General features: G+C 35.5%; 25 protein-coding genes, 1 tRNA gene and 1 pseudogene. 11 read left to right on the top strand and 16 right to left on the bottom strand.

Annotation, left to right across the window (positions count from 1 at the left end; all coding sequences use genetic code 11):
* Window positions 1-82: 82 nt before the first annotated feature.
* Window positions 83-1,303: a tyrosine-type recombinase/integrase gene (locus R2R35_RS19960; protein WP_317731584.1), complete on the top strand. Its 1,221-nt coding sequence runs from the start codon at window positions 83-85 to the stop codon at window positions 1,301-1,303.
* Window positions 1,304-1,337: 34 nt separating this feature from the next.
* On the opposite strand, the gene R2R35_RS19955 is transcribed toward R2R35_RS19960, so the two are convergent.
* The 3 genes from R2R35_RS19955 to R2R35_RS19945 all read right to left on the bottom strand — a co-directional run bounded on the left by R2R35_RS19955 (window position 1,338) and on the right by R2R35_RS19945 (window position 3,279).
* Window positions 1,338-1,409: transfer RNA gene (locus R2R35_RS19955), tRNA-Gly, on the bottom strand.
* A gap of 90 nt (window positions 1,410-1,499) precedes the next feature.
* Window positions 1,500-1,919 carry a hypothetical protein gene (locus R2R35_RS19950; protein ID WP_317731583.1) on the bottom strand — a complete coding sequence of 140 codons (420 nt, stop codon included), beginning with the start codon at window positions 1,917-1,919 and terminating at the stop codon, window positions 1,500-1,502.
* A gap of 148 nt (window positions 1,920-2,067) precedes the next feature.
* Window positions 2,068-3,279 (bottom strand): EAL and HDOD domain-containing protein, encoded by a 1,212-nt coding sequence (locus tag R2R35_RS19945; RefSeq protein WP_317731582.1) that lies wholly within the window; start codon window positions 3,277-3,279, stop codon window positions 2,068-2,070.
* Window positions 3,280-3,689: 410 nt separating this feature from the next.
* On the opposite strand from R2R35_RS19945, the gene R2R35_RS19940 reads away from it, so the two are divergent.
* Both R2R35_RS19940 and R2R35_RS19935 read left to right on the top strand, forming a co-directional pair.
* Window positions 3,690-4,199, top strand: coding sequence for an HIT family protein (locus R2R35_RS19940; RefSeq protein ID WP_317731581.1), 510 nt, complete (start codon window positions 3,690-3,692; stop codon window positions 4,197-4,199).
* Window positions 4,200-4,415: 216 nt separating this feature from the next.
* On the top strand, window positions 4,416-4,703 hold the full coding sequence (locus R2R35_RS19935; protein ID WP_317731580.1) for a hypothetical protein: 288 nt from the start codon (window positions 4,416-4,418) through the stop codon (window positions 4,701-4,703).
* A 273-nt stretch (window positions 4,704-4,976) separates the two neighbouring features.
* Here the strand turns inward: R2R35_RS19935 and R2R35_RS19930 are convergent, their stop codons facing one another.
* The gene (locus tag R2R35_RS19930) at window positions 4,977-5,759 is read right to left on the bottom strand and encodes an AAC(3) family N-acetyltransferase (protein ID WP_317731579.1); all 783 of its coding nucleotides are present in this window, start codon (window positions 5,757-5,759) and stop codon (window positions 4,977-4,979) included.
* Between the two features lie 355 nt (window positions 5,760-6,114).
* On the opposite strand from R2R35_RS19930, the gene R2R35_RS19925 reads away from it, so the two are divergent.
* Window positions 6,115-6,576: an AraC family transcriptional regulator gene (locus R2R35_RS19925; RefSeq protein ID WP_317731578.1), complete on the top strand. Its 462-nt coding sequence runs from the start codon at window positions 6,115-6,117 to the stop codon at window positions 6,574-6,576.
* Window positions 6,577-6,633: 57 nt separating this feature from the next.
* Here R2R35_RS19925 and R2R35_RS19920 read toward each other — a convergent pair whose 3' ends face one another.
* Window positions 6,634-7,461, bottom strand: a complete 828-nt coding sequence (locus tag R2R35_RS19920) for an AraC family transcriptional regulator (RefSeq protein ID WP_317731577.1) — start codon at window positions 7,459-7,461, stop codon at window positions 6,634-6,636.
* 325 nt (window positions 7,462-7,786) lie between these two features.
* Between R2R35_RS19920 and galE the strand changes: the two genes are divergently transcribed.
* Window positions 7,787-8,782 (top strand): UDP-glucose 4-epimerase GalE, encoded by a 996-nt coding sequence (gene galE / locus R2R35_RS19915; RefSeq protein WP_317731575.1) that lies wholly within the window; start codon window positions 7,787-7,789, stop codon window positions 8,780-8,782.
* 372 nt (window positions 8,783-9,154) lie between these two features.
* Here galE and R2R35_RS19910 read toward each other — a convergent pair whose 3' ends face one another.
* The 3 genes from R2R35_RS19910 to R2R35_RS19905 form a co-directional block, all read right to left on the bottom strand.
* Window positions 9,155-9,916 carry a GH25 family lysozyme gene (locus tag R2R35_RS19910; RefSeq protein ID WP_317731574.1) on the bottom strand — a complete coding sequence of 254 codons (762 nt, stop codon included), beginning with the start codon at window positions 9,914-9,916 and terminating at the stop codon, window positions 9,155-9,157.
* A 68-nt stretch (window positions 9,917-9,984) separates the two neighbouring features.
* The gene (locus R2R35_RS24770) at window positions 9,985-10,170 is read right to left on the bottom strand and encodes a DUF2268 domain-containing putative Zn-dependent protease (protein ID WP_442872302.1); all 186 of its coding nucleotides are present in this window, start codon (window positions 10,168-10,170) and stop codon (window positions 9,985-9,987) included.
* A 43-nt stretch (window positions 10,171-10,213) separates the two neighbouring features.
* Window positions 10,214-10,633, bottom strand: a complete 420-nt coding sequence (locus R2R35_RS19905; RefSeq protein ID WP_317731573.1) for a GNAT family N-acetyltransferase — start codon at window positions 10,631-10,633, stop codon at window positions 10,214-10,216.
* Window positions 10,634-10,911: 278 nt separating this feature from the next.
* On the opposite strand from R2R35_RS19905, the gene R2R35_RS19900 reads away from it, so the two are divergent.
* Both R2R35_RS19900 and R2R35_RS19895 read left to right on the top strand, forming a co-directional pair.
* Window positions 10,912-11,130 carry a CsbD family protein gene (locus R2R35_RS19900; RefSeq protein ID WP_317731572.1) on the top strand — a complete coding sequence of 73 codons (219 nt, stop codon included), beginning with the start codon at window positions 10,912-10,914 and terminating at the stop codon, window positions 11,128-11,130.
* A gap of 36 nt (window positions 11,131-11,166) precedes the next feature.
* Window positions 11,167-11,418 carry a GlsB/YeaQ/YmgE family stress response membrane protein gene (locus R2R35_RS19895; RefSeq protein WP_033167888.1) on the top strand — a complete coding sequence of 84 codons (252 nt, stop codon included), beginning with the start codon at window positions 11,167-11,169 and terminating at the stop codon, window positions 11,416-11,418.
* A 234-nt stretch (window positions 11,419-11,652) separates the two neighbouring features.
* On the opposite strand, the gene R2R35_RS19890 is transcribed toward R2R35_RS19895, so the two are convergent.
* The 4 genes from R2R35_RS19890 to R2R35_RS19875 form a co-directional block, all read right to left on the bottom strand.
* Window positions 11,653-12,357, bottom strand: coding sequence for a CPBP family intramembrane glutamic endopeptidase (locus R2R35_RS19890; RefSeq protein WP_317731571.1), 705 nt, complete (start codon window positions 12,355-12,357; stop codon window positions 11,653-11,655).
* A 26-nt stretch (window positions 12,358-12,383) separates the two neighbouring features.
* Window positions 12,384-13,178 carry a helix-turn-helix domain-containing protein gene (locus R2R35_RS19885; RefSeq protein ID WP_317731569.1) on the bottom strand — a complete coding sequence of 265 codons (795 nt, stop codon included), beginning with the start codon at window positions 13,176-13,178 and terminating at the stop codon, window positions 12,384-12,386.
* A 687-nt stretch (window positions 13,179-13,865) separates the two neighbouring features.
* Entirely contained in the window at window positions 13,866-14,696 is an 831-nt protein-coding gene (locus R2R35_RS19880) for an ornithine carbamoyltransferase (RefSeq protein ID WP_317731568.1), read from the bottom strand.
* A 148-nt stretch (window positions 14,697-14,844) separates the two neighbouring features.
* Window positions 14,845-15,702: a carbon-nitrogen hydrolase family protein gene (locus R2R35_RS19875; protein WP_317731567.1), complete on the bottom strand. Its 858-nt coding sequence runs from the start codon at window positions 15,700-15,702 to the stop codon at window positions 14,845-14,847.
* A 295-nt stretch (window positions 15,703-15,997) separates the two neighbouring features.
* On the opposite strand from R2R35_RS19875, the gene R2R35_RS19870 reads away from it, so the two are divergent.
* Window positions 15,998-16,705, top strand: a complete 708-nt coding sequence (locus tag R2R35_RS19870) for a DUF5780 domain-containing protein (RefSeq protein WP_317731566.1) — start codon at window positions 15,998-16,000, stop codon at window positions 16,703-16,705.
* 199 nt (window positions 16,706-16,904) lie between these two features.
* Here the strand turns inward: R2R35_RS19870 and R2R35_RS19865 are convergent, their stop codons facing one another.
* The 4 genes from R2R35_RS19865 to R2R35_RS19850 all read right to left on the bottom strand — a co-directional run bounded on the left by R2R35_RS19865 (window position 16,905) and on the right by R2R35_RS19850 (window position 20,166).
* Window positions 16,905-17,660 (bottom strand): hypothetical protein, encoded by a 756-nt coding sequence (locus tag R2R35_RS19865; RefSeq protein WP_317731565.1) that lies wholly within the window; start codon window positions 17,658-17,660, stop codon window positions 16,905-16,907.
* Between the two features lie 60 nt (window positions 17,661-17,720).
* A complete protein-coding gene (locus R2R35_RS19860; protein ID WP_317731564.1) occupies window positions 17,721-18,161 on the bottom strand; it encodes a GNAT family N-acetyltransferase in 441 nt (146 codons plus the stop codon).
* Window positions 18,162-18,454: 293 nt separating this feature from the next.
* On the bottom strand, window positions 18,455-18,877 hold the full coding sequence (locus R2R35_RS19855; protein ID WP_442872255.1) for an NUDIX hydrolase: 423 nt from the start codon (window positions 18,875-18,877) through the stop codon (window positions 18,455-18,457).
* A gap of 284 nt (window positions 18,878-19,161) precedes the next feature.
* The gene (locus R2R35_RS19850; RefSeq protein ID WP_317731562.1) at window positions 19,162-20,166 is read right to left on the bottom strand and encodes a helix-turn-helix domain-containing protein; all 1,005 of its coding nucleotides are present in this window, start codon (window positions 20,164-20,166) and stop codon (window positions 19,162-19,164) included.
* A gap of 436 nt (window positions 20,167-20,602) precedes the next feature.
* On the opposite strand from R2R35_RS19850, the gene R2R35_RS19845 reads away from it, so the two are divergent.
* From R2R35_RS19845 to R2R35_RS19840, 3 genes and pseudogenes are all read left to right on the top strand, one after another.
* Window positions 20,603-21,238 (top strand): hypothetical protein, encoded by a 636-nt coding sequence (locus R2R35_RS19845; RefSeq protein WP_317731561.1) that lies wholly within the window; start codon window positions 20,603-20,605, stop codon window positions 21,236-21,238.
* Window positions 21,239-21,403, top strand: a pseudogene (locus R2R35_RS24765) (helix-turn-helix domain-containing protein); the annotation flags it as partial. It lies immediately after the preceding gene.
* A gap of 171 nt (window positions 21,404-21,574) precedes the next feature.
* Entirely contained in the window at window positions 21,575-22,588 is a 1,014-nt protein-coding gene (locus R2R35_RS19840; protein WP_317731560.1) for an ABC transporter substrate-binding protein, read from the top strand.
* Window positions 22,589-22,632: the final 44 nt, after the last annotated feature.

Genomic DNA, 22,632 nt, shown 5'->3' with positions numbered 1-22,632 from the left:
CTTAGACAAGCATATTATATCACGTGCCCTGGTTTTTATCAACTAGGGTATTTTCTTGTACCCTTAATTCGAAAGGAGATTTATGAAGGGGTACGTTACGCAAAAAAAGAGTAACAAGCTTTACTATCCTGTCATTTATCGCGGACAGGATAACATTACAAAGAAAAAGGACTATAAGTGGGGATCTGGTTACATAAAGAAAAAAGATGCAGAGACAGCACTTGCAAAAATGGTTGTTAATTACTCCGACAATGGCAAACCAGTAAGTGAAGATGAAAGTCTTAAGTACATATACGAGCAATGGCTTGAATTAGTCGTTCCTGAAATATATCATTCTTCTCAGTCTGTAGCTACTGCAAAAGGTTATGTAACTAAACATGTGCTTCCTTACTTTGAAAAAGTTTCTATTGATGAAATTGGCACCCAGGATATACAAAAGTTCTTATTCAAGTTGAGGATAGATAAAACTTTCAATGAAAACGGTAAGAAGGTACGTAAAAAGGTTGTGCCATCTGCTGCCACAAAGCGAAAGATATTTTCAATCCTTAATAGCATTTTTTCTAGTGCTAAGACCTGGGGATATGTGCTTAAGAATCCTTGTGATGGAATTGAGTTAAAATCTCCTGACACTCCAGACATGGAAGTATGGACACCTGAGGATACTTATTATTTTCTTGGCTTAAATGAGGTTAGATATGGTATTTATTATCTTCCCTTTCTGCTTTTGGCTACAACCGGCATGAGACGTAGTGAAGTATGCGGTCTTAGATGGAATGATTATGACGGCTCTACCCTTTTCCTTCAACGCGGACTTGATACAAATTTGGCAGAAACAGACCTTAAGACAAAATCAAGTCATAGACGTATAGAGTTAATGGGAAGTGTTATTACAATCCTGGAGGAACAGAAAACCAAGCAAGCCCGAATATCTGCTACTTTAGGGCTACCACCGCAGATAAACGGTTATATTATCACTGATGAAAAGAACAATGTTATCAATCCTTACACACTAACTAAAGTATTCCGTAAAATCATCAAGAATAATAATGCAAAGGGCAAGCACCAGCTGCCGGTTATCAGGCTGCATGATCTCCGTCATGGATTCGCTACTACTCTTCTTTATAATGACACAAATATAAAGGTGGTTAGTGAAATGTTGGGACACGCTAAGACTTCCACAACGCAGAATATATACCAGGCTGCTGCTACCAGAACCATGCAAAGTCAGGCCGTTGATAAGCTGGAAAATATCCTGTTCAAGAAAGGACAAGAAAAAAGACAAGAAAATGAAATAAGGGCTTAACCCTCCGACAGGTTAAACCCTTGTAATTACTCGAAGCGCGAGACGGGATTCGAACCCGCGACCCTCGCCTTGGCAAGGCGATACTCCACCACTGAGCCACTCGCGCATGTTTGCATTCATTTTAGTACTTTTTAATACTATGTACCGAACACAAACAATATTATAGTACAAACTTAATTCAATGTCAACAACTTTTTTAATCTCTTTCAAGAAATCTCATTTTGCTGGTTGGAACCGGTTTCTCACCTATCTGATATTCATCTACCTGCAGAGTTTTTCTCATCTCACCACTTAGAGAATCTGCACAGGATCTACAAAACCTACCATATTTGATGCTTCCACCACATATCTCACAATTAATAAATATTGGTGAATTATCGGCAATAATAAGACGCCCATCTTTTAAATAATTTCTGATCCTAATAACTCGCACTCCGGTTTCTTTAGAAACCTCCATAATTGTAGCAAGAGGATGTTCATATATGTAATTTTTCACTGTCTGAAATTCATTTTCGTCCTCTTTCTTACAATTCTCACAGATGCACTTTCCTATACCTGTATAAAGGAACATATTGCCGCATCTTAAACAACTCTGTAATCCGCCGTCTTTTGCCATGAGACAATCCCCCTATCTTATTAAGTTCTTGGGCGGGGCTGCTATGCACTGTAATACGACATATTCTGCATAGTATGATAATTATATTAGCATATTATCTTCACAAAGTAAACGTTAAGATAGTACTACAATAATAATTATAATTGTTCTAATCCGCTAACATCCGCTGCCATTTAAGCGCTTCCAGATAAAGCCTCATATACTTTTCTGCTGATAACATGGGGTATTCTGATTCTCTTTTCAGTTGATTCCATTTTGCCTGTTCCAAGGCAATTACAATATCAAGGTACCATCTTAACTGATTGTTTTTTCCGGTTAAAGCATCCCACACATTATGAGATAAAGGTAATCCTTCCAAAGCCTTGTCCATACTGGTATTCATGAGTATATCAATTGCTGAGAACATCCCGCTGATAAAATAATCAGATTCTCCTTTTATACGAAGCTCTTTTGCTATTAAGGATAGCATTTTCCCCCTGATCATGGAATTTTTAACGAGTTCTGCATTCTCCGTGCATTGTACTCCTCTCAACATCATAAGGTATATCCAGCGTTTCAAATCATCTATCCCTAAAAACGTCAACCCCTGTTTTATATTACTAATGCGATACTTGGAGCCATAATAAACCGAATTAGCCATTTTCAGGAATTTATACGAGAGCCCCACATCCTGTTGAATGATTTCAGCTATACTTCCATAATTAATGGGGTCTAAATGAAGTTCATTCATAACTCGTACCAGATTGACATTAAGAACTCCTATATCTTTTAAATTCTCCATAACCGGCTTGCTGAAATAATATCCTTGAAACAGCTTAAATCCCATATCCATAGCAAGTTGATGTTCTTCTCTGGTCTCCACCTTTTCAGCCAGAAAAATGATACGTTGCCCAAATTGTTCTATCATCTGTTGAATTCCTTTACCCTGTATGGCCGGAAATTCAACCTTTATTATATCAGCCAGTTCAATAAGCGGTATATACTCCTCTGAGTACTGCTCCAGTATAAAATCATCCAACGCCAGTATGTAGCCTTTCTCCTTCAGTTTGCGGCAAGCTTCCAAGACTTTCTCATTGGGTTCGACCTTTTCCAGTATTTCAATTACAACCTTATCCTTTGGCAGTACATATACCAAATCACTTAAAATAAGATTCTGTGAAAAATTGATAAATCCTCTCTTCTGCTCCGTAAGTTCCTGAAATCCAAATACCATAAAAGTATTATTAATCAGGTTTGTTGTTGCCTGGTCATCATCGGTACCTTCAAAATAATTATTTCTGCTCTGTCTGTAAAGAAGTTCGTATCCATACACTTTCATCTTACGGTTGAAAATCGGCTGTCTGGCAATAAATACGTCCATATACCCTCCCACTGCATGTGAAATAAAATTCTGTTCTATAACCTTTCTTAATATTTCCAGCTTCCCCAAAGCATTCCATGTCTATCCATATTTTTTCAATTTGTATGTACCACTATTATATACTATTTTGCGAAAAATGTAGATAAAAAATTTCTGATTTTGATTTTTTTAAATTATTTTAATATATTTTGTTGAATATAGTTGAATCGTGGCATATATGTAATAAAAATAACGATGCCATTAAAACATCCATCCTATTTACAGTACAATGATTATTTTCGTGAAATTTAAGATGGTCGTTGCTGAGATTTATGTAGTACAATATCTTTAAAGTATTTATGATTTTTATTCTAACTATGAGCACAGAGTAGCAGCTAATAAATAGTCAGATATTTCAACGGGAGGTTACCATGTACATAAAACACCAATTGACAGAAGGCGAAAAGGAAGCATTAAAATCAAGGAGAGACAAAATTAGGGAGTACCAGGAAAACGGAATTTGTTTTTCTTGTCAAAATTTTATAAGCGGAGATATTTTTCCTGATGATGGTCTGATTATTTATGAAGATAAGTTAATTCGATGTCAGTTTGAAAAATATCCGAGAGCTACCGGTCAGACAATAATTGTTTCTAAGGAACATTATGAAGATATCTCAGAAATGCCCTTAGAATTAGGAACCTATATATTAAAAGCTGCAAATGCCCTGATAAAACTGCACAAGGAAATATTAGGTGCTGAAAAGGTGTATATGTGCACAATTTGTGATGGCAAAAGAAACCACCTGCACTTTCAACTATTTCCAAGGCTAAAAGGAGAGACTATAGGATATCAAAACTTCACGAAGGAAGAAGGAATCCTCATGGACTATAAAACAGAAGCTGAATTATACACAGTTAAGCTGAAAGCTATGTTTCGTTAAATTATGTAGTACTATTCAATCACCTTACCGAAGGCAAAAGAAAATCTAAATTGAATAACGGCTAACCAGCAGAAATACTGAAAAAGGTAACTTTCACAATAAAATTTAGTCAATGCAAACCGGAATTTACTCTTTCCCTTTGTTACAGATATTTTACAGTATACCCCTTGATTTTCGAACATATGTTTGTTATAATGCTAAAAGGAGGTGTTTTAAATGCCATTTAACGATTCATCCAAGGATAATCAGTCAACTCTATTATTTTCCGGCCAGCCGGTCAGTGTTGCTGCAGTTTTCAATCCCTTAGGTGATCTTAAGCCTCTATCTATTTCTATAACGGATTTATACAGCAATACCTGTAAGGTAAAGATTGACTGTATCAAATATAAGAAAGAGATACGCGGCGGATTTTCCTTTTGCTGTGGTTATACCATTGGCTCTATTCAGAAGGAACTGCTCCTGACTTATTATGTAAAAAATCACATGTGGCGCCTGGAGGATTAGTGTATTTCATTCATAAGATAATATCAAGGTTTCTATGCCTTGTATTAATAGAAAGATTAGACGGGCATGTAAAACGCTATACAACGGATAAATACTGTATAGCCCTGCCCCGTTTCCTGCTCATAGCTACAGCCCACCCCAATGATGAAAGGCTATACTTAAAGCATAAGCTAACACCTTATAAAAACTTTTTTCATAAAGGCCAACAAATTTTACTTGCTGGCCTCTCCTCTTTTCACTAATATCAATGCCAGTGCGGCTTAACTAAGCGGGTTATAAATACCATTCCTCTGGTATAGCTTTGTTGTCTCCGAACAGGTCAGGATTACGTTTCAAATAGGAGCTTGTTAAATCTGCCATAAGCACTGCTTCTCCCAGTATACTATCTGCATCACCTATTTTCCCTTTCTTGATAAAGCCTTTCTGCCAAAAGGGTGCTTCCAGCTTTCCGTAGTTTTGTGAAACGTCTCCAATTACAGGATTATGATGACGGTACATGGGACGGTCAATCACATAGCCATTTGGTGTAACTATTTTAAGAAACTGGTATTTATCAGTAAGGCGAAGGGGTATATTGTTCCACTCCTCAACACTATGAATGAAAGTATTACGTCTTAAATCACAACCCAAAAAGAGTATCTTTGCCTTTCGGTCATACAGTTTTCCCCAGCATCCCGTTCTGGGACAGGGAGTATCTAGTTGTTCTTCTCCGGAGGTATAACTTTTTGCATCTTTGCCAAGAGCAGCCACTGAGTGGGTAGGATGCAACGAACGTATAACGCTCGGACGTTTTAGAAAGAGGTTGGTTAGGATACCAACACAGGAGGGTTCTGTTTTGGGATCATATACACAATATTCTTCATTGATCTTGTCCCAAGTATGAGTAGGAAAAATTAAAAGTCCCTGCTGCATGTATTCAATAAAAGCATCCAGTACCGTCTCTGCACCACCCTCAACTTCACCGATTGCTTTCATAGAGGAATGCACCAGTAAGGTATCGTCGGGTTCTATTCCTATAGCTGAAAGATCCTTTATAATATCATTTTTTGTATACATTCTTTACTCCTTTTTTATACTCTTTGTATTTTAGAATTTATCAAACTACCATGAAGCAAACTTATTCATACTAATTGGTAGTACACTTCTCCTGGCTTATTATCATAGCTGTATGGAAATATAATTACTGAACTTCTCTCTAATATCTTAACATACCAAATACCTCCAATCAATTGATATCATAGATATTAGTTTTTTTGTTTTTTTAAATCTAATAAAATTTTATAAATCATGTAAATCTTTTCACTTCTATTGTAATAATTACAAATATAAAAAATTCCTTTGCAATAAATTTTATATCATTATAGGATAATAACTGACATCGATGTACGAAAAATGAAAGGAAAGAAAATCATTGAACATTGAAAATATCCCCTGTACTAAAGTTGCTTATATAAGGCAGGTAGGACCCTATGGTGATAACAACAGACAGTCTATGGACAAACTGAAGACCTGGGCTATAAGTATGGATTTATTGAAGGAGGACTCAGTCCTGTTAGGAATCGCTTATGATAATCCTGCTTTTGTTGAAGGTAATAAATGCCGCTATGATACCTGTCTCATTATAGCGGAGGATTCTGTTATAAACGACACCTGCATACAGGAAGGCCGAATACAAGGCGGAAAATATGCAGTGTTTCAGATAGCACATACGGCAGAGGCTGTAGGGAAAGCTTGGAATACAATTTTTTCAGCCATAAGCTCTGAAGGCTGTCAGTTGGATGACGACAGACCAATGATGGAACGGTACAACTTTAAGCTGTTGAAAGAACATTTTTGTGAGCTTTGTGTACCTATTCTTTCAGAAAAGACCTGACTTGCTTTAATTTCTGGAACTGGAAACTTGCACTACAGTTTCCCAGTTCCTTTTCCCTCATAAAGAATTATTCTTAATATATGTGGTCGGTGATATCCCTTTGACTTTCTTAAATGCCTTTGAGAAATACAGATTGTCATTAAATCCAACGGAGTAACCCACTGCTCCCACGGACAGATCGGAATTCTTTAGCAAATAACAGGCTTGTTCAATTCGATATTCGAGAATATACTCTTCCGGTGATTTATGATAGTGCTTTTTAAAAACCCGGTATAGCTGGCTTCTGCTGATACCTATATAATCGGCAATTCCCTGAACTGTTAATTCTTCTGCATAATTATATTCAATATATTCCGAAGCTCTTTGTGTGTAGAGCATAACCGTATCAAAACGTTCTTTTATGGAGGCATGTTCTGCGAGAAACCCTAGAGCAAGCAATAAGTGCCCTGCCATTTTAATTTTATCCGAATCCGTGTTTCCTTTTGCATCATATATCTCCATCAGGAGCTTTTCAAAACTGCCATCCATATTGGTATGGATTACTGGATTCTCTTCTGTAAAATCAGTTTTACCCAGAATTATTCTGGCATCATTTCCATGAAATCCAACCCAGTAATACTCCCAGGGTTCTTCTTTGTCGGCACAGTAGGTTATTTCTGTATAAGGATAAATCAGAAATGCACTTCCAGCTGCTATGTCATACCTCCTTTTACCGGCAGTGTATACCCCTTTCCCGGAAACCACATAATGCAACAGATAAAAATTCCGGATTCCAGGCCCCCATTTATGAAGACTTGTACATTGCTCTCTGCCCACATTATTTACACGTATAGAAAGCGATTCATTACCAGTGGAAACAAATGATATTTTAGAATTATTACTCATACCGCTCCCATCCCTTCGATTGATACGATAGATTATAACTCACAGTATTTTTTCATGCAACATAAATACATATAATTGCAACATTGAATACTGGAATAAACAGGATATTCACAGTATGATAAGAATACAGTAAATCGATTTACAGTTAAATTTAGTAACAAAGAACAGCTCTTATTCAGCTACAGTTCAAAAATGTCCAATCAATGTTGTGATATTCACTGAAGCAGTGGAGTAACAATCATGAATTGTTTTCAACAACAGAACTCAATACTATCAAATCCAAAATATTGTAAGACAGTAATAAAAAGAAAAGAAGGAGAAACCCATGAATATAACAATTACAGGAGGTGCCGGCTTTATCGGTTCCCATACATGTGTAGAGCTGCTTAACCATGGATATAACGTTACTATCATTGATAACTTCAGCAATGCCGAGGAGAATGTGCCGGATAAGATTAAGCAGATTACCGGCAAAGAGGTTCGGGTTTATAAATGTGATCTGCAGAATATGGAACACCTGGATTCTGTTTTTTCTCAAATAGAAACTGATGCAGTTATACATTTTGCCGCGTTTAAATCTGTACCGGAATCAGTGCAATACCCCTTAATGTATTACCGAAACAATATTGTAGGAACCTTGAATCTGCTGGAGGTCATGGTTAGGCATCAGGTAACAAAGCTTGTGTTCAGCTCTTCTGCTACTGTTTATGGAACCAGTAACTCCGTTCCTTATCATGAAGATATGCCCACCTCAGCTACAAATCCCTATGGATGGTCAAAGGTCATGCTTGAGCAAATCCTTAAAGATTATGCTGCTGCAAATAACGATATGAAAATAGCAATACTAAGATACTTCAACCCCGTTGGAGCTCATCCAAGCGGATTAATAGGAGAAAAGCCAAAGGGAATTCCAAATAATCTTATGCCGTACTTATGTCAGACAGCTGCCGGAGAACTTCCCTACTTCAAAGTATATGGTACCGATTATCCCACTGCGGACGGTACAGGAATACGGGATTATATCCATATCAGCGATCTTGCCTGCGGGCATAGAAAAGCTCTTGAAAAGCTTAATACAATAGCAGGAACAGAAATTTACAACCTGGGTTCAGGCCAGGGGACATCTGTTCTTGAATTGATAGATATCTTTGAAAAAGCAAACGGAATGGAAATTAAACGGATGACCTTTGACAGACGTCCCGGCGATATCAGCGAAAGTTACGCCGCACCTGGGAAAGCTGAACGGGAACTTAACTGGAAAGTCAAGCATACCCTAAAGGAAATGTGTAAAGACAGCTGGAACTTTATGAAAAATAACTAATGCAACATTACTTCATGTTTAACTCTAAAAAGATATAATATATCCAAAGAATGTATAATATTATTCCATAAAATGCCGAAAGACAAGAATTGGTCTTACGGCATTTTATGGGATTATTCTAAGTATACACTATCTATTCAATGTAATTACTCTAAATGTAAACTATATATATTTGATGGATAAATCATGTGATTTTCTCCTGTTTATAATATTAATTTACTAATATTATAGATATCGTAAGTATAAATAACAGTTAATATCTGCTGTCTAAGCAATTATGCTTACTCCATGTAATATACTCTATATTAGGTACTTTTCCCTTCGCTATAGCAGTTTTACCTGCTGCCTTCCAGCTCGGCACCGTTAAAATCTTTAGTCAGTATTAATACGTAAGCTTTCCAACTCTTCTATCTTTCCAGCATAAACATTCATGTCGATATATTTTTCAGAACCTTTATACCCTTCTAATACGGCTCTATCCGTGTATTGCCAGAATGTCCATTTTCCCCTTAGATCAAGCTGTGGATTATAATAAACATTTCTAATCCAAAGCAGATATTCTGAAAAAGCACCTTTTATGTATAGATTATAGGATTTAAGTGTAGCATAAATTATCGGTTTAACACCATAATGCTCATACAATTTATCCAGAAGTAAAGTCAGTTCCTTGGTAGTTTCTGCTTTATCCGGAATATTCCGCTCTTTATCACCATAGAATTCAATATCCACTACAGGTGGAAGCATTCCCTTGGTCAAAGGTACTGAGTCTATATAGTTTTCAGCCTGTGTTATTCCACTGCTGTCAAAACTAAAAAAATGATATGCTCCGAAGATTAGCTTTGTTCTGCTTGCTCCATCCCAGTTAACATAAAATTGCTTATCCTTGTATTTACTACCTTCTGTAGCTTTAATAAAGACAAAATCTATATTTTGATCAGCCAGCTTGTCCCAATTAATTTCTCCCTGATAATTGGAAACGTCCACTCCTCTGACAGGATAGTTACTATCTGATGGGTAGTTTATGATAATGATTCTTTTATATATCAACATACCAAATAGCAATAGCAATAAAATTGACATTATAAATAATTTTGCGATAATCTTGGTATTTATAGGTAGTTTTATTCTTCTCATAATAGTTCCTCACAATTTACTACCATCTATGATAACATCAAAAGAATAATATTCCAATATATCCCTTGTTATATTTTATAATTTTTAATAATACTACTGATACCCTGGTTGTTTTTATATATCTCATCAATCGGAGTTTTTAACAATATCTTTATATCCTGCAACGGATTTCTCTCCAAATATTCTCTTATCAGCTTTATCCCAAAATAATACCCGGCATTTTGTGGGATTCCATACGCTTTACTTCCGAAGATGTATTTTCCTGCTTATTTTTTCCTGCTTATTGATTCTTCATCTTTACAGCGCTTTTATCAGGAACATTTCCATGGGCTGTTCAAAGCCTGGAATATCAAGTACAAGGCAGCCGCAATCTTTATATCCGATTTTCCGATAAAAATGCTGTGATTCTTCATTGACCATGGTAGACGTCATGCAGACTTTGTATCCCAGATCTGCCATTTCACTTTCCCATAAATCCATAGCCAGCCTGCCATACCCTTTTTTATGATGAGTGAATTCTATAAAAATAAGGTTTAAAAATGGTGTATTATCCCAGAAAAGATTGTAACGAAGTACCCCAATGGGTTTACCGTCCTCCAACAGGATATATCCTCTTTTCTCTACAACTTTTCTATAAAATTCTGCTTCAGGCAGATGCCTGTCTAGCGTATACCAATAGCCCTTATCTTCTTCCTCTGCATAGCGTATCTGAAACATAATCAACCTTCTCCTTTTATTTTAAATGTATGTGTGAATTGCTTTAATTCTATCATAAATCCTTAAGAATAGATTACCATAAATAATTTAAAACAAAGTTGACACTCTTCCTCTGGCTCCATGTTATAATGTTTATAAATTTATTAATAGTTATCAAATAAATAGATTATGTTATTTTTTTATTGCAATTTAAAGTCAATTGTAGTAAAATTAACTAAAAATTTTATCAAATTTAATTTTATAATCTTTAAATTCTAATGATAAGGAGAGTAAAAACTATGAAAAACAATAATGGTAGGCTTGATAAAGTAAAAGGAACGATCAAAGAAAGCACAGGAAAAATTATTGGTTCAGAACAACTTGAATTAGAAGGAAAACTCCAGAAAAAACGTGGTGAACTATCGGAAGCAACGTCAGAATTAGGGGAATCTTTGAAAGAAAGAGCTTCGGAAAAAGTAAACGAACTTATTGATAAGCTTGATAAAAAAGAAAAATAAATTATTAGTACGTTCATTGTACAGAAAGGATAAATTATGGGAATATTAAGTTGGATTATAATAGGCGGTATCGCCGGCTGGTTAGCCAGCATTTTTACCGGTAATGATAAAAAAATGGGTCTGGGAAGTAATATCTTGGTGGGTATACTTGGTGGATTTATTGGTGGATTTCTAATTAATATAATTGGTGGTAACGGAGTGACAGGCTTTAATTTATGGAGCTTGCTGGTGTCGTTTATCGGATCAGTCGTTTTACTAATTATAATTAATGCAGTTTCAAGAAAGTAAGTATACCCTGTCATCTGTTTAAATTAAACTCTGAATTTTTTATTATCTTATGAAAATGATAAAATAACACGCAGTATCCGCTTCGAGTATACATACATAACTCCATGAAATCCTGTTAAACAGACATAAATCATTACCTTACAGGATTTCATGGATTAAATTCTGTGCCCCAGTTCTGTCAGTCGCCAGCAGCTTTACAATTTCAGTACAATTCTCACATGTTAAAACAAAAAATTATACCATTAAACTATTCCCCCAATTCATAAATCCGTGAAACAACGTATTACCTGCTATATTATTATATTTCCGCTGAATCATATTAAATACTATATGATAAAAAAATGTAAATATCAAAAGCGTAAAATTTCCTGCGACAAATTCCAGAGCATTTTTATTATTTATTGCCATCTGAAAGGGAACATGCATAATGCTGAACATAAATGCTACAACAATAATTGCTAATCCATCACTTTTAATCAATCCGTAAATACGTGTCTGCAGATACCCCCTGAAGATAAGCTCCTCCATAAAAGCTATTATTACAAAATAATAAAAAATATTATAAAGTATTTTGGAGATTTGAGCAAAATGAGAACCTCCTGCAATACCAGGTATAATATTATTGGCAAGAATCATAAAAAGACCAAGGACCAATCCTAATAGTAAAGATTGCTTCAACTTTTTATACGATAATCCTAAGCTAGAGACTTTCTGCCCTCTTATAAAAACCAGTCCGATACATATAACAATCAATATACTATTACATATGATACCCAGATACATTTTCCGCTCCACATAAATTCTTCCCATACCATAGTAGCTGAGCATAAGCATTAAATAGAATATAACTGCAATGGTACCATCTGTTTTGGTATATTGAGATGTGCTTTTTTTATAGTCTGAATCTACTGAAAAAAATTGCCTTATACGACTAAGCATACGCCACTCCTTTATCACTTTTATATTCATTTACCGAAATACACATATATTTTTATCAGCCATTTCCAAATATCAGGGTACTCCTTAAGAATAGCCGCTTTAATTTCATCTGCTGATACATGATTCTTAAACAGAAACTCTATGGTTCCTTTTGCGGATGTCTTACCAATTGCTATATGCCCGGCAGCAGCATCCCCTAAAGCTATTCGCTGCGCTATGGCATTCGCACCAATGGAATAGACACCAATTGCCATAGCACCGGCAGAAAAATACCCAACTGAGAAGGCACCTAATGCCAGTATACCAAGTGCTATACTTCCAGCCGATACCATACCAGCTGCAAACACTGCAATTGTAAGAATACCAAGAGCCAGCACTCCTATGCTAATAACTCCGCAGGATAATACACCCAATGATATAATACCGGAAGAGATAACACCGATACTAATGACCCCCTTTGCTTTATAAAACCCACGTCCCAGATTAATATGTATAAGAGGCAGGTTCCCAACCATCCGAGTACTTTTATATTCATATCGATATGGCTCTTTCGATTTTATAATTGTATCCATCTTCGCATTCAGTTCTTCATAATTCATTGAACCATCCGAAGCAATAAATTCTCTGCCGGCCAGTTCATCCAGACTGATACCAAAAATGTCACTAAGAGCAATCAGCTTATCCATCTCCGGTGTTGTCTGATTCAATTCCCACTTTGAAACTGTCTGCCTGGTTACACCTGTTCTATTACCTAATTCCTCCTGTGACAGACCTTTTCCTTTTCTTAAATACATAAGCCTGCTGCCAAACTGTTCTGCCATTATAGCTCCTCCTTTATTACCCCAGTGTAGTATCAACCCGCAAAAAAGTCTACCAATCACAGTTTGAAATGTGTCAACTAAACTTAACATTGCTTTATTTATAAGGGTTTTAAGCCTGTTGGTAACACTGATTTTATTATTTCAAAAAAACACAATATTGTACTGCCAGTTTAATTATATGCTTGGTTCATTTTATTACAAGTCTATTAATTTGATCTTTTCATTTAGCCATAAGGAAATAGATAAAAAATATCCCCGATAATATTACTACCAGGGATATTATATACTTTATTTGCGTTATCGATTTATTCATGGTTCCGTAATCAAATAAATCTCTTCTTCTTTTGTAATTACGAATCTAAGACATCTTGAGACGCGACGTCAAAATAAAGAATATGAATGAAATAACCTCAAGGTATTAGTTTTATACATGAGTCATCACTTTTAGACTTTCTTTTATCAAAATACGTTTATCTTACCTAAAGTTCTTTGTGCCTCTCAGGAATAAGTGCGGTATTTTCTAGCACAACATATTTCTGTAATCCTTACTTACATTCCTTAATTTTATTATGTAAGGAAATAAACAAATCATCCTATTGCAATTTATTCCCTTCAAACCTGGTTATTCCAGAATATAAATATACCGGAATCCCCTATTGATAGTTCTTTTATCTATTCTTCTCATTATTATCGTGTAAGATTATAGATTAATATAGCCTGCTGAATCTCCAGCAGATATTTTTTAAAATTATAACCGACAAAATATTCACTTCCAATAACATCCTCAGAAACCTCTTCCCCGCGGTAAAAAGGCGGACAGGGATTTAAGATGGCTTTATTATTTGCCATTTTCATAATATCAACGGTTATCTGATAATCCTTAAAATCCGGATATACTTCTGAAGGCAGTGAGTCTGTGCAAATAATATCCACACCTTTTACTGCTTTTACAAGCTCCGAAATATTACTCACTCCATCCATTTCATAACCTGGCGGACAGCATTGTCTGAAATTGAGCCCAAATGCATTAGCCGCTTCGGTCCAAGCACCACCGATATTTCCTTTTGCACCTACAAATAAATAGCTGTCACTTCTGAAATCATTTCTTATCTTGGATAAGCTATATAAGTCTGATAGAATCTCGCAGGGATGATTGACCTCGGTCATTGCGTTTATAACGGGAAATTCCGCATACTTAGCCATTTCCTCTAAGACTCCAAGTTTACTATGCCGAACAACGACGGCATCTGCCCAATTGTTAAGATACCCTGTTACATCTTCAAGTTTTTCTTTTTTATCCAGAGTTTCCGGCGGAAATAAGATGGTTTGTCCTCCTAACTGGTATATACCTTTTTCAAAGGTTACTCTTGTACGGAGGCTTGAAGCGGGAAAGAACATAATAACGGTCTTACCTTCAAGAAAGTTCTTGTATTTACCTTTCTGTAAATCATCTGCAATATGAAAGATTTCTATTAAATTCTCGGTTGTATATTCAGTAAGTCTGATAGTATTTCTCATAAATTCTCCCAGGTACTTATATTTTTGTTCTTAAACAGTTCCACCGGATAAACAATTTGCTCTTAATATCCTTTCAATAACAGCCTTCTTAAACAAAAATTCCATGACATACTAATGACTATTCTATGTATCACCAACAAGCTGGAAATTACACAAGATGTTTATATGCTTTCGGTTTTCTGTATTTGCCCAGATCTTCACGCTCTCTGTATTCTCTGATAGCCTCTATGTCAAAATTGGCATATACAATACCATCATATAAAGCCTCTGCGACAACCATGGTATTGTCGATAATTCTTCCATTTTTGTCCCATACCATAGGATGGAAGGCACAGGAATTACCTGCATATTCCCCTGGTGGATTTGCCATTGCTATACCGACCATGTTCTGCATTGCTTCAACAGCTAATTCCTGTAATCTTGGTTTCATTCCATCACAGTCATTTGGCATTAATATTAATTCTGCTCCCTGAAGCATTAATTCTCTTGCGCTTTCCGGATGCTCTCTGTCATAACAGATCATTACGCCGATACATATTCCGTCAAACTGGCATACGTGAAACGCCTCTCCGCCTTCAAGATATTGCTCCCAGTCAAAATCACAGGTATGAACTTTTGAATATTTCAATATAACAGTGCCGTCTCTATCGATTATGAAAGCTGAATTCTGTGGATATTTTTTTCCTTTTGTAAATCCGGTAATTTCAACTCCAATCTTTAACTTTCTGGCTATATCACAGATTCTCTTGATATATTCACTGTCATCCTCTAAAGCCGCTTCACACCAATTAAGAAAATCCGTATCTTTCTCCATTTCTTCTACCGGCCTTAACTTGCTGCAGATATCAGGTGCAGAATAAGATGTAAGCCAGCATTCCGGAAAAAGTACAAAATCTGCTCCGTTTTCGTTTGCTTCCTGTATATACTGTATTGCCAGCCTGGTATTCTCTTCTTTATCCCCATGTAATACATTATGCTGTATAATTGCTACCTTAAAGTTCTTCATTTGCCATACCACTCCTTATTGTATAATTCTTCTTTACAATTATGAAAGTAATGAAAGATTGTAAACCTATAACTATAATAACCTAATTTTATACGATAAAAGAAATTATGTAAATATATTCCGAATGGAATAACGTAAATACTGAACTATCCGGTTTATTAGAAATAGTTTAAATCCAGCTATATACCTGCTTAATCTTAAATTAGATAATTCCTTCCTCTGTTTACTTCCATTATTATCAATGTTAATATTATCCTGTCCCAAGGGGCTAATACATTTAAGGGAGAGAAATCAAATGAAAAAAGTGTTTGCTTTACTATCACTGGCTGTTGTTTTAGGATTTACAGGCTGCTCAGCGGGAGGAAATCAGGCTGCCAGCGGCAATACTGTATCCAAAGAGGATTATGACAAAATAAAAAAAGATCTGGACACAGCCAATAGCAAGACGAAGGAACTTGAAAGCGAAGTTGCTGCATTAAAGGAACAACTTGAAACAGCACAAGCAGATAAAGGAAATCAGGAAGAAACTAAAACAGAAGCTCCTGTTGCGGAAGGTCTTAGCGCGAAAGAACTGGAAGCTAAACTCAAAGAGCAGCCTATATATGTTGTTTCAACCGAATATTTTGTGCAATCAGATGAATACAAAGCATTGTATCCTGACATGTTAAATGCCGTCTTTAAAAATGTCTCCGGCCAAGAAATCAAAAATGTTACCCTGGCTTTCGCTGGCTGGGATGACAACAAAATGCCCGTCAAAATTGTTGGCCAGTTTGATTTTGACAACGGTAGTTATATACAGCAGGTAGCTTATGATGATGTTAATATGGTGGATGGAGCCGAATTCGGCAAAGATACCGGTTATTCCTTAAGCGAAAAAAGTGACACAATCAAAACTGTTAAAGCAATCGTGATTGAATATACTGACTTTGACGGTAACACCTGGGAGAATCCATATTACCAGAATTGGATTTCCGTATACGAAAATAAAAAACTTGGGAAATAATTTTTATCTGCAGCTTATCATGTAATACATATTCTCTAAAAAAACAAAGGACTGTGAAGCTTGGCTTCACAGTCCTAATAATATTATAGAAGCTCAGCATACAGAGGTTCTGCTAATTATTTCGTGTAAATTTATTTTACGTCATTCATAAAAAACTGCTCCATAAAATTTACAGTCTATTTTTGACCTCCCTCATTATTTATTTCATCTGACTTCTGATTTCTGTTTCATGTTCCAGGCAATAATTATAACTCTTTTCCATAAAAGCTAATGTAGAGTTATTTACATATAATTCCATGAGAGTTTCTAATATAGGTTTTCTTTCAATCTTCATAGCATAAAAATAGTCATATGCACACCCCTCATCAAAATAAGGGTTAATGGAATATAACCTTTTGTCATGCCGCATGATAGTATCCACCACCATTTCACTCAATACCCATGTTAAATGCGGCATTTCATATTCCTTTTTATTATCTTGAAAATATAAATTCCATACATGAAACCATACAAAATGTATAATTTCATGGAGTGCCATACCCAGTGCCCCTCTCTCACTATTCCGATAATAGATGTCAAAAGTATTACTCTCTAAAAATCTAGGGCATATAGGATTTAATGTGATATTTCCTATTATATTATTAAATTTGTCGGATAGCTGTAACTGAAAGGCATCCTCTAATGCCTTCTGAATATTTATACTATTCGTATCCCAGTAATCCTGATAGCGGATTAGCTTTTCTTTCATTTCATTTGCTTTAAGTATGCCACTAAAAATTTCTCTTAAGTATTCTCTTTTCTCAAGTCTTGTTAACCGATTGAATTTACTTTTATCTATTTGTGGGAATTCTAAAAATAAAGGCTCAGACCAAAAGTCACTTTGAGCTCCCTCATGGAATAATAATATACTATCTATACTGTATTCCAAACTTGGGTTTTTATATAATAATTTCATTTGTTCTCCTTGGGTTTTAAATAGATTTTCATCCTGAACTTCTTCATACGAAATCCTTTTCTACAGTCGCTGCATATATATTTTTTCTTCAGCACCCCAAGGTGCAATTTTCTTATCAACAATAGTAAAACCATATTTTTCATACAGATTATCATGGTCACTAATCAGGTATATATTTTTAAATCCCAGCTCTTTTGCATATTCCATTGCTTTTATGATTAGTTCCTGACTTAGCCGGTTTCCTCTAAACTCTTCTCCCACAAACATAAATCCTATATAAGGAGTATATGGTACATCAGGAATACAATCTCTCTTCGCTATAGTACAATAACCTGCTATTTTTTCTGCTTCAATTGCAACAAATACACGTTCCCACTCTGTAAATTTATCTTCTTTCATTGCATCTGAAAGATTTTTTCCAGCTCTCCAGGAACAGCCTTCCGCATACTCTATTACGTTAAGCCATTCAGCATCAGCTGATGTTATTATTTTAATCGTCATAACTCTATCCGCTCCTATAAATTATTCCTGCTTAATGCCAAATGTGTTTATAAACAGCTTGTGCCGATGGAGGTTCCACTTTGTGGGAGGTAATTCCGAAAAACAACAAGGCATAACTTGGGGGCTGTAGTGGTGTTATGTTCCAAGAATTGCAATGCAGAATACCACAAGTGGTCATTCAGAACCAGCAACGGGTTTTCAGACACATCATAACATTGTTTGGAATAAATGACATTACCAAAAACAATTTAACTCAATTATCCTGAATCCTAATTAAGCACAATCGGTTCCGGTTATATTAAATACTCTAATTTCAGTTCATAATGGGGTTTTGTAATATATTCCAGATAATGAACATCTCCATTAAAGTTCAGGTAAGCTTCAAATCGCTTTCTTAAATTCGGATTCGTTATAAGAGTAAGAACCTTCTCTTTTTCCACCCAAATAGTTTCTGAGGTTTCATCTGATATTTGTAATTCACCACTAACGTATTTACAAACGAAACCAAACATCACCTTTGTAGGAATTAACCCATATCCGTTGTAACCCTGATATGTACCAGTATTGGATGAAACGCATACTAATTTCCCGACTTCTACTTCAACACCGGATTCCTCCCTGATTTCTCGTTTTAAAGCCTCTATCAGATTTTCACCAACTTCAACTTGTCCTCCTGGAACTGTGTATGTACCATCTTTTCTGCTTTTTACCAGCAAAATCTCATTCTTTTCATTTTCTATGACCCCATCCACTGCAACAATATGTGTAGGAAATTACTTCATAAATAAACTCTCCTTTGCTTTTCAATTCATTTTGTATTTATCCCTATTTACATTCATAAAAAGTGGAAATATATTTAATAATTTAACGGCGTTGATATACCTATAACTGGCTCGATAGGTATGACCTATAACTGATTTGATAGGTATATTATAGCATAAATTAGAAATATAGAAGTTATACAAAAAGCTAATCCATTATCCGGATTAGCTTTTGTTTATTAACTGTATTTTTTAAGCCATGCTTCTACCATTTTATAATACTCATTATCCGGTTCTGCATTCTCATAGTAAAATTCTAATGTCTGCACACGTAGAATCTGACCATTTATCTCAACTGGATCTGTATTGTTGTAAAGGAATTCGTCTTTATCATCACCCGGGCAGTCTCCATAGAACATACATCGTACCTTCATCCCTTCAAAGGTTGTATCAAAATATTTAAATCCTGCAAATCTGTTTGATGCATTTCCTTTATGGTGAAAAAAATCTTTTATTCTCTGCTCTTCCTTCCATTTAAAGGTCAATCCTATTTTATCTAGTTTAAATTCCAATCCGTGTGCAAATATTGATGTTTTCCCATCCACTTTAAAATGAATGTCTTTCTGGTTCAGCTTTTGTGACAATAAGAGCAATATCCTCCAGTCTTCTTTGTGATTCATATCACTGACACACAGGCGATACTCTTTGCTTTTCTTCTCCAATGTAATTCCTCCTTTATTTTTGGTAGTTTCATCATAACAATAAAAGGAGTTTATTTCCTGTCCTGAAGAATTTTGTTTTGTCCTTACTAACTCATAATCAGGATAATCCTTTTCCCATCCACCAAGTCTTTCAATTTTAATAAAAAGAGGATGAAAGAATTTGATTTTGGGATATGTTCTTCTTACAAAGCTAGGTGGAAATCCATGAAATCTAGTAAAAGCTTTGGAAAAGGCTTCTGGTGTTTCATACCCGTATTTAAAAGCAATATCTATTATATGTATATTAGAAATCAAAAGCTCCTGTCCGGCAAGTGATAAGCGACGGTTACGTACATATTCCATGATAGTCATACCACAGACGATTTTAAATAAGTTATTAAGGGTGGATACGCTTAAGTAAAATTTCTTTGCTATATGTTTCAGTGTCAGGCTTTCAAGAATACTTTCTTCAATATAATTGATAATTAGCTGTACTGTATCAAACGAAACCGTACTAAAACTCTTATTTTCATCCTTTGACATACTTTCTCTCCCTGTATTTTGCTGTTATCATTATACCTTTCATTCTTGTGCAATTCCTGTCATTAAGTATTTATCTTTGTCCATTTTTACCTTCCGATTACAACTATGCTCATTACGATTATCTTTTACTTGTATTTTTCGTTTATCTTGCATTTTTCGTTTATTTTGCAATCATCCGATTACATAGTCACTCATTAATAGTTCCTGAAATCTGCTTGCCTCTGATACAAATATTATTAATAAACTCCTGAAATTTTATCCTATGTAAGGTCATAAGAAAATAGAAATAATAACATAAACTACAAGTCATTACAAACACAATAGACCCTGCCAGCATCCTATGAGACTCCATCATTTACAATTAGCAAATACATTGCTATAATAGAAAAAGTTAGACATTACTAACATTCGCCATAATTCTCAAAGGAGAACTTTAATGAAAGACTTAAATCAAAGTAATACTGCCTTTTCAAAAGGAGAATTAAAGGATATCTTTTGCATTTTAGAATGCTCTGCATTCTCACTCATAGATGTAAGACATGCATTAATTTCCCCAAAAGAAGTGCTTAAAGACTTTTTCCTGCCTAGCAGTGCCTTTCTCTTTACCAATACAGGAAAAGCTGAGATATTACTGGGTGATATATCTTATCATATCAATCATTTCAGCCTTTTCCATGGCAGCAAAAATATGAAACTTTCTATTTTACCCAACTGTAACTGGTTTGAATATTATTTGCTCCTCTACAAAGCCGGTGAAACGCAGTTTCACCAGGAAGAATTGAGAAAGCTACTTAAACGCATTAACCCATATCAGCTGCACTATGGCTTCACACCTCAAAATCCGGTTCTATTTTCAGAGCTCTTATGTAAAATGTACGAACACTGGCACCTGTCTGCTCCACAAAACAAATTTTATATTAAATCCTTGTTTTATCAATTTACATATGAAGTATATCATGAGCTGTCACGTACCAGTATCTTAAAATTCGATACGGACATTGTTGGTATGACAATACATTATCTGGAAGAAAATTATGCATCTCATATCTCGATTCAGGATATATGCCAATAGATTGGTATCAGCTACAGCCATTTTTACAGACTCTTCAAAAAAAGTACCGGAAGCTCCTTTCAGAGTTATCTATTAAACATCCGCGTGGAAAAAGCCAGGCAATATATACTTGAAAGCAGCTATTCACTTAGGGAAATTGCCAGATTCACTGGATTTTATGATGAATTTCATCTTAGCAGCTCCTTTAAAAAGCTTACTGGAATCTCACCCGTAACTTTAAGAAAGAATCTTACATGGGATAAGAAATATACATACATGGAAATACCTGAACCTTCTCTCTATAATGTAGCATGTCTAGTTAGTCATAACAAACCAAATCCAGAAGGAGCTCAATTTATGTTAAAACATTTTAAAAACAAAGCTGCTGTAGTTGCTGCCATGTTTTCTTTCATAACTCTTTTTTCCGCCTGCTCAACTCCAGCTTCAAGTCCTGTAGGCGGTTCAGCAACAGACACACAAACAACAAACGCACAACCAGCAGACAATCAGGTACACGAAAAAATTAAAGAATCTCCTGCAAAAACAGAAACAAAAATACTCAGTACCTTAAACGGAAATGTCGAAATACCACTTAATCCGAAACGTGTTATTACTGATTGTGGTTTAGTTGGGGATATTGTAGCTCTTGGAGTGATCCCTGCAGCAGTTGAAGACTATGGTTCAAAGGACGTAGCTTATAGAGATTTAATAGCAGCTACCACTATACTGGAAAAATGGGAGCCCGAATTTATTATGGCTGAAAAACCGGATTTAATCCTAACTCTATATGAAGATAATTATGAACAGTTATCTAAAATTGCACCAACTGTCTATGTACCTTCTAATAATCTTACAGAAGAGGAACGACTTTCTTTGATTGCGGAAGCGCTGGGAAAAACACCAGAAGAAGGTATAAGCCTTGTTACTGCTTTTTATGAGAAAGCGGCTGATTATAAAGAAAAACTAAAGGCTGCCGGACTGTATGAGAAAACCTTCAGCGTCATCAGGGTTCAGGGTGAGAATAAGATTGGTGTGCGTTGGAGCAACAATCTGGGCGGGCAGATTCTATTTGGTGCATTGGAACTTCCTCAGACAGAGCTGGCTTTAAAAGAGATAGAATCCGGGGTAGATTGGGGTGCAACTCTCTCCTTTGAAACTGTTCCACAGTATATGGGGGATTATATTTTGGTTACGGAATATGATAATAATTATAAGCTGATTGTAGATAATCCCATATGGCAGTCCGTTCCAGCCGTACAAGCAGGAAATATCATGTTATTTTCTGAACCATATATGTATCAAAATGACATCTATTCCTGGTCAGCACAATTAGACCTCGTAGCAAATGCACTTCTTGAACTCGCTAAATAACTAGGAAAAGGTGGTTTCATTCCACAGATTACAGAATAATGAAA

Origin of the sequence: Anaerocolumna sp. AGMB13020 (assembly GCF_033100115.1) — a bacterium.
Classification (GTDB): Bacteria; Bacillota; Clostridia; order Lachnospirales; family Lachnospiraceae; genus Anaerocolumna.
Note: the sequence above shows the minus strand (reverse complement) of the source record. Positions and strands in the feature narration are given on the sequence as shown.

Excerpts from the sequence above, each read along its gene's own strand:
- R2R35_RS19960 (WP_317731584.1), top strand. The coding sequence starts at position 83 with ATGAAGGGGTACGTTACGCAAAAAAAGAGTAACAAGCTTTACTATCCT.
- R2R35_RS19950 (WP_317731583.1), bottom strand. The coding sequence starts at position 1,919 with ATGGCAAAAGACGGCGGATTACAGAGTTGTTTAAGATGCGGCAATATG.
- R2R35_RS19945 (WP_317731582.1), bottom strand. The coding sequence starts at position 3,279 with ATGGACGTATTTATTGCCAGACAGCCGATTTTCAACCGTAAGATGAAA.
- R2R35_RS19940 (WP_317731581.1), top strand. The coding sequence starts at position 3,690 with ATGTACATAAAACACCAATTGACAGAAGGCGAAAAGGAAGCATTAAAA.
- R2R35_RS19935 (WP_317731580.1), top strand. The coding sequence starts at position 4,416 with ATGCCATTTAACGATTCATCCAAGGATAATCAGTCAACTCTATTATTT.
- R2R35_RS19930 (WP_317731579.1), bottom strand. The coding sequence starts at position 5,759 with ATGTATACAAAAAATGATATTATAAAGGATCTTTCAGCTATAGGAATA.
- R2R35_RS19920 (WP_317731577.1), bottom strand. The coding sequence starts at position 7,461 with ATGAGTAATAATTCTAAAATATCATTTGTTTCCACTGGTAATGAATCG.
- galE (WP_317731575.1), top strand. The coding sequence starts at position 7,787 with ATGAATATAACAATTACAGGAGGTGCCGGCTTTATCGGTTCCCATACA.
- R2R35_RS19910 (WP_317731574.1), bottom strand. The coding sequence starts at position 9,916 with ATGAGAAGAATAAAACTACCTATAAATACCAAGATTATCGCAAAATTA.
- R2R35_RS19905 (WP_317731573.1), bottom strand. The coding sequence starts at position 10,633 with ATGTTTCAGATACGCTATGCAGAGGAAGAAGATAAGGGCTATTGGTAT.
- R2R35_RS19900 (WP_317731572.1), top strand. The coding sequence starts at position 10,912 with ATGAAAAACAATAATGGTAGGCTTGATAAAGTAAAAGGAACGATCAAA.
- R2R35_RS19895 (WP_033167888.1), top strand. The coding sequence starts at position 11,167 with ATGGGAATATTAAGTTGGATTATAATAGGCGGTATCGCCGGCTGGTTA.
- R2R35_RS19890 (WP_317731571.1), bottom strand. The coding sequence starts at position 12,357 with ATGCTTAGTCGTATAAGGCAATTTTTTTCAGTAGATTCAGACTATAAA.
- R2R35_RS19885 (WP_317731569.1), bottom strand. The coding sequence starts at position 13,178 with ATGGCAGAACAGTTTGGCAGCAGGCTTATGTATTTAAGAAAAGGAAAA.
- R2R35_RS19880 (WP_317731568.1), bottom strand. The coding sequence starts at position 14,696 with ATGAGAAATACTATCAGACTTACTGAATATACAACCGAGAATTTAATA.
- R2R35_RS19875 (WP_317731567.1), bottom strand. The coding sequence starts at position 15,702 with ATGAAGAACTTTAAGGTAGCAATTATACAGCATAATGTATTACATGGG.
- R2R35_RS19870 (WP_317731566.1), top strand. The coding sequence starts at position 15,998 with ATGAAAAAAGTGTTTGCTTTACTATCACTGGCTGTTGTTTTAGGATTT.
- R2R35_RS19865 (WP_317731565.1), bottom strand. The coding sequence starts at position 17,660 with ATGAAATTATTATATAAAAACCCAAGTTTGGAATACAGTATAGATAGT.
- R2R35_RS19860 (WP_317731564.1), bottom strand. The coding sequence starts at position 18,161 with ATGACGATTAAAATAATAACATCAGCTGATGCTGAATGGCTTAACGTA.
- R2R35_RS19850 (WP_317731562.1), bottom strand. The coding sequence starts at position 20,166 with ATGTCAAAGGATGAAAATAAGAGTTTTAGTACGGTTTCGTTTGATACA.
- R2R35_RS19845 (WP_317731561.1), top strand. The coding sequence starts at position 20,603 with ATGAAAGACTTAAATCAAAGTAATACTGCCTTTTCAAAAGGAGAATTA.
- R2R35_RS19840 (WP_317731560.1), top strand. The coding sequence starts at position 21,575 with ATGTTAAAACATTTTAAAAACAAAGCTGCTGTAGTTGCTGCCATGTTT.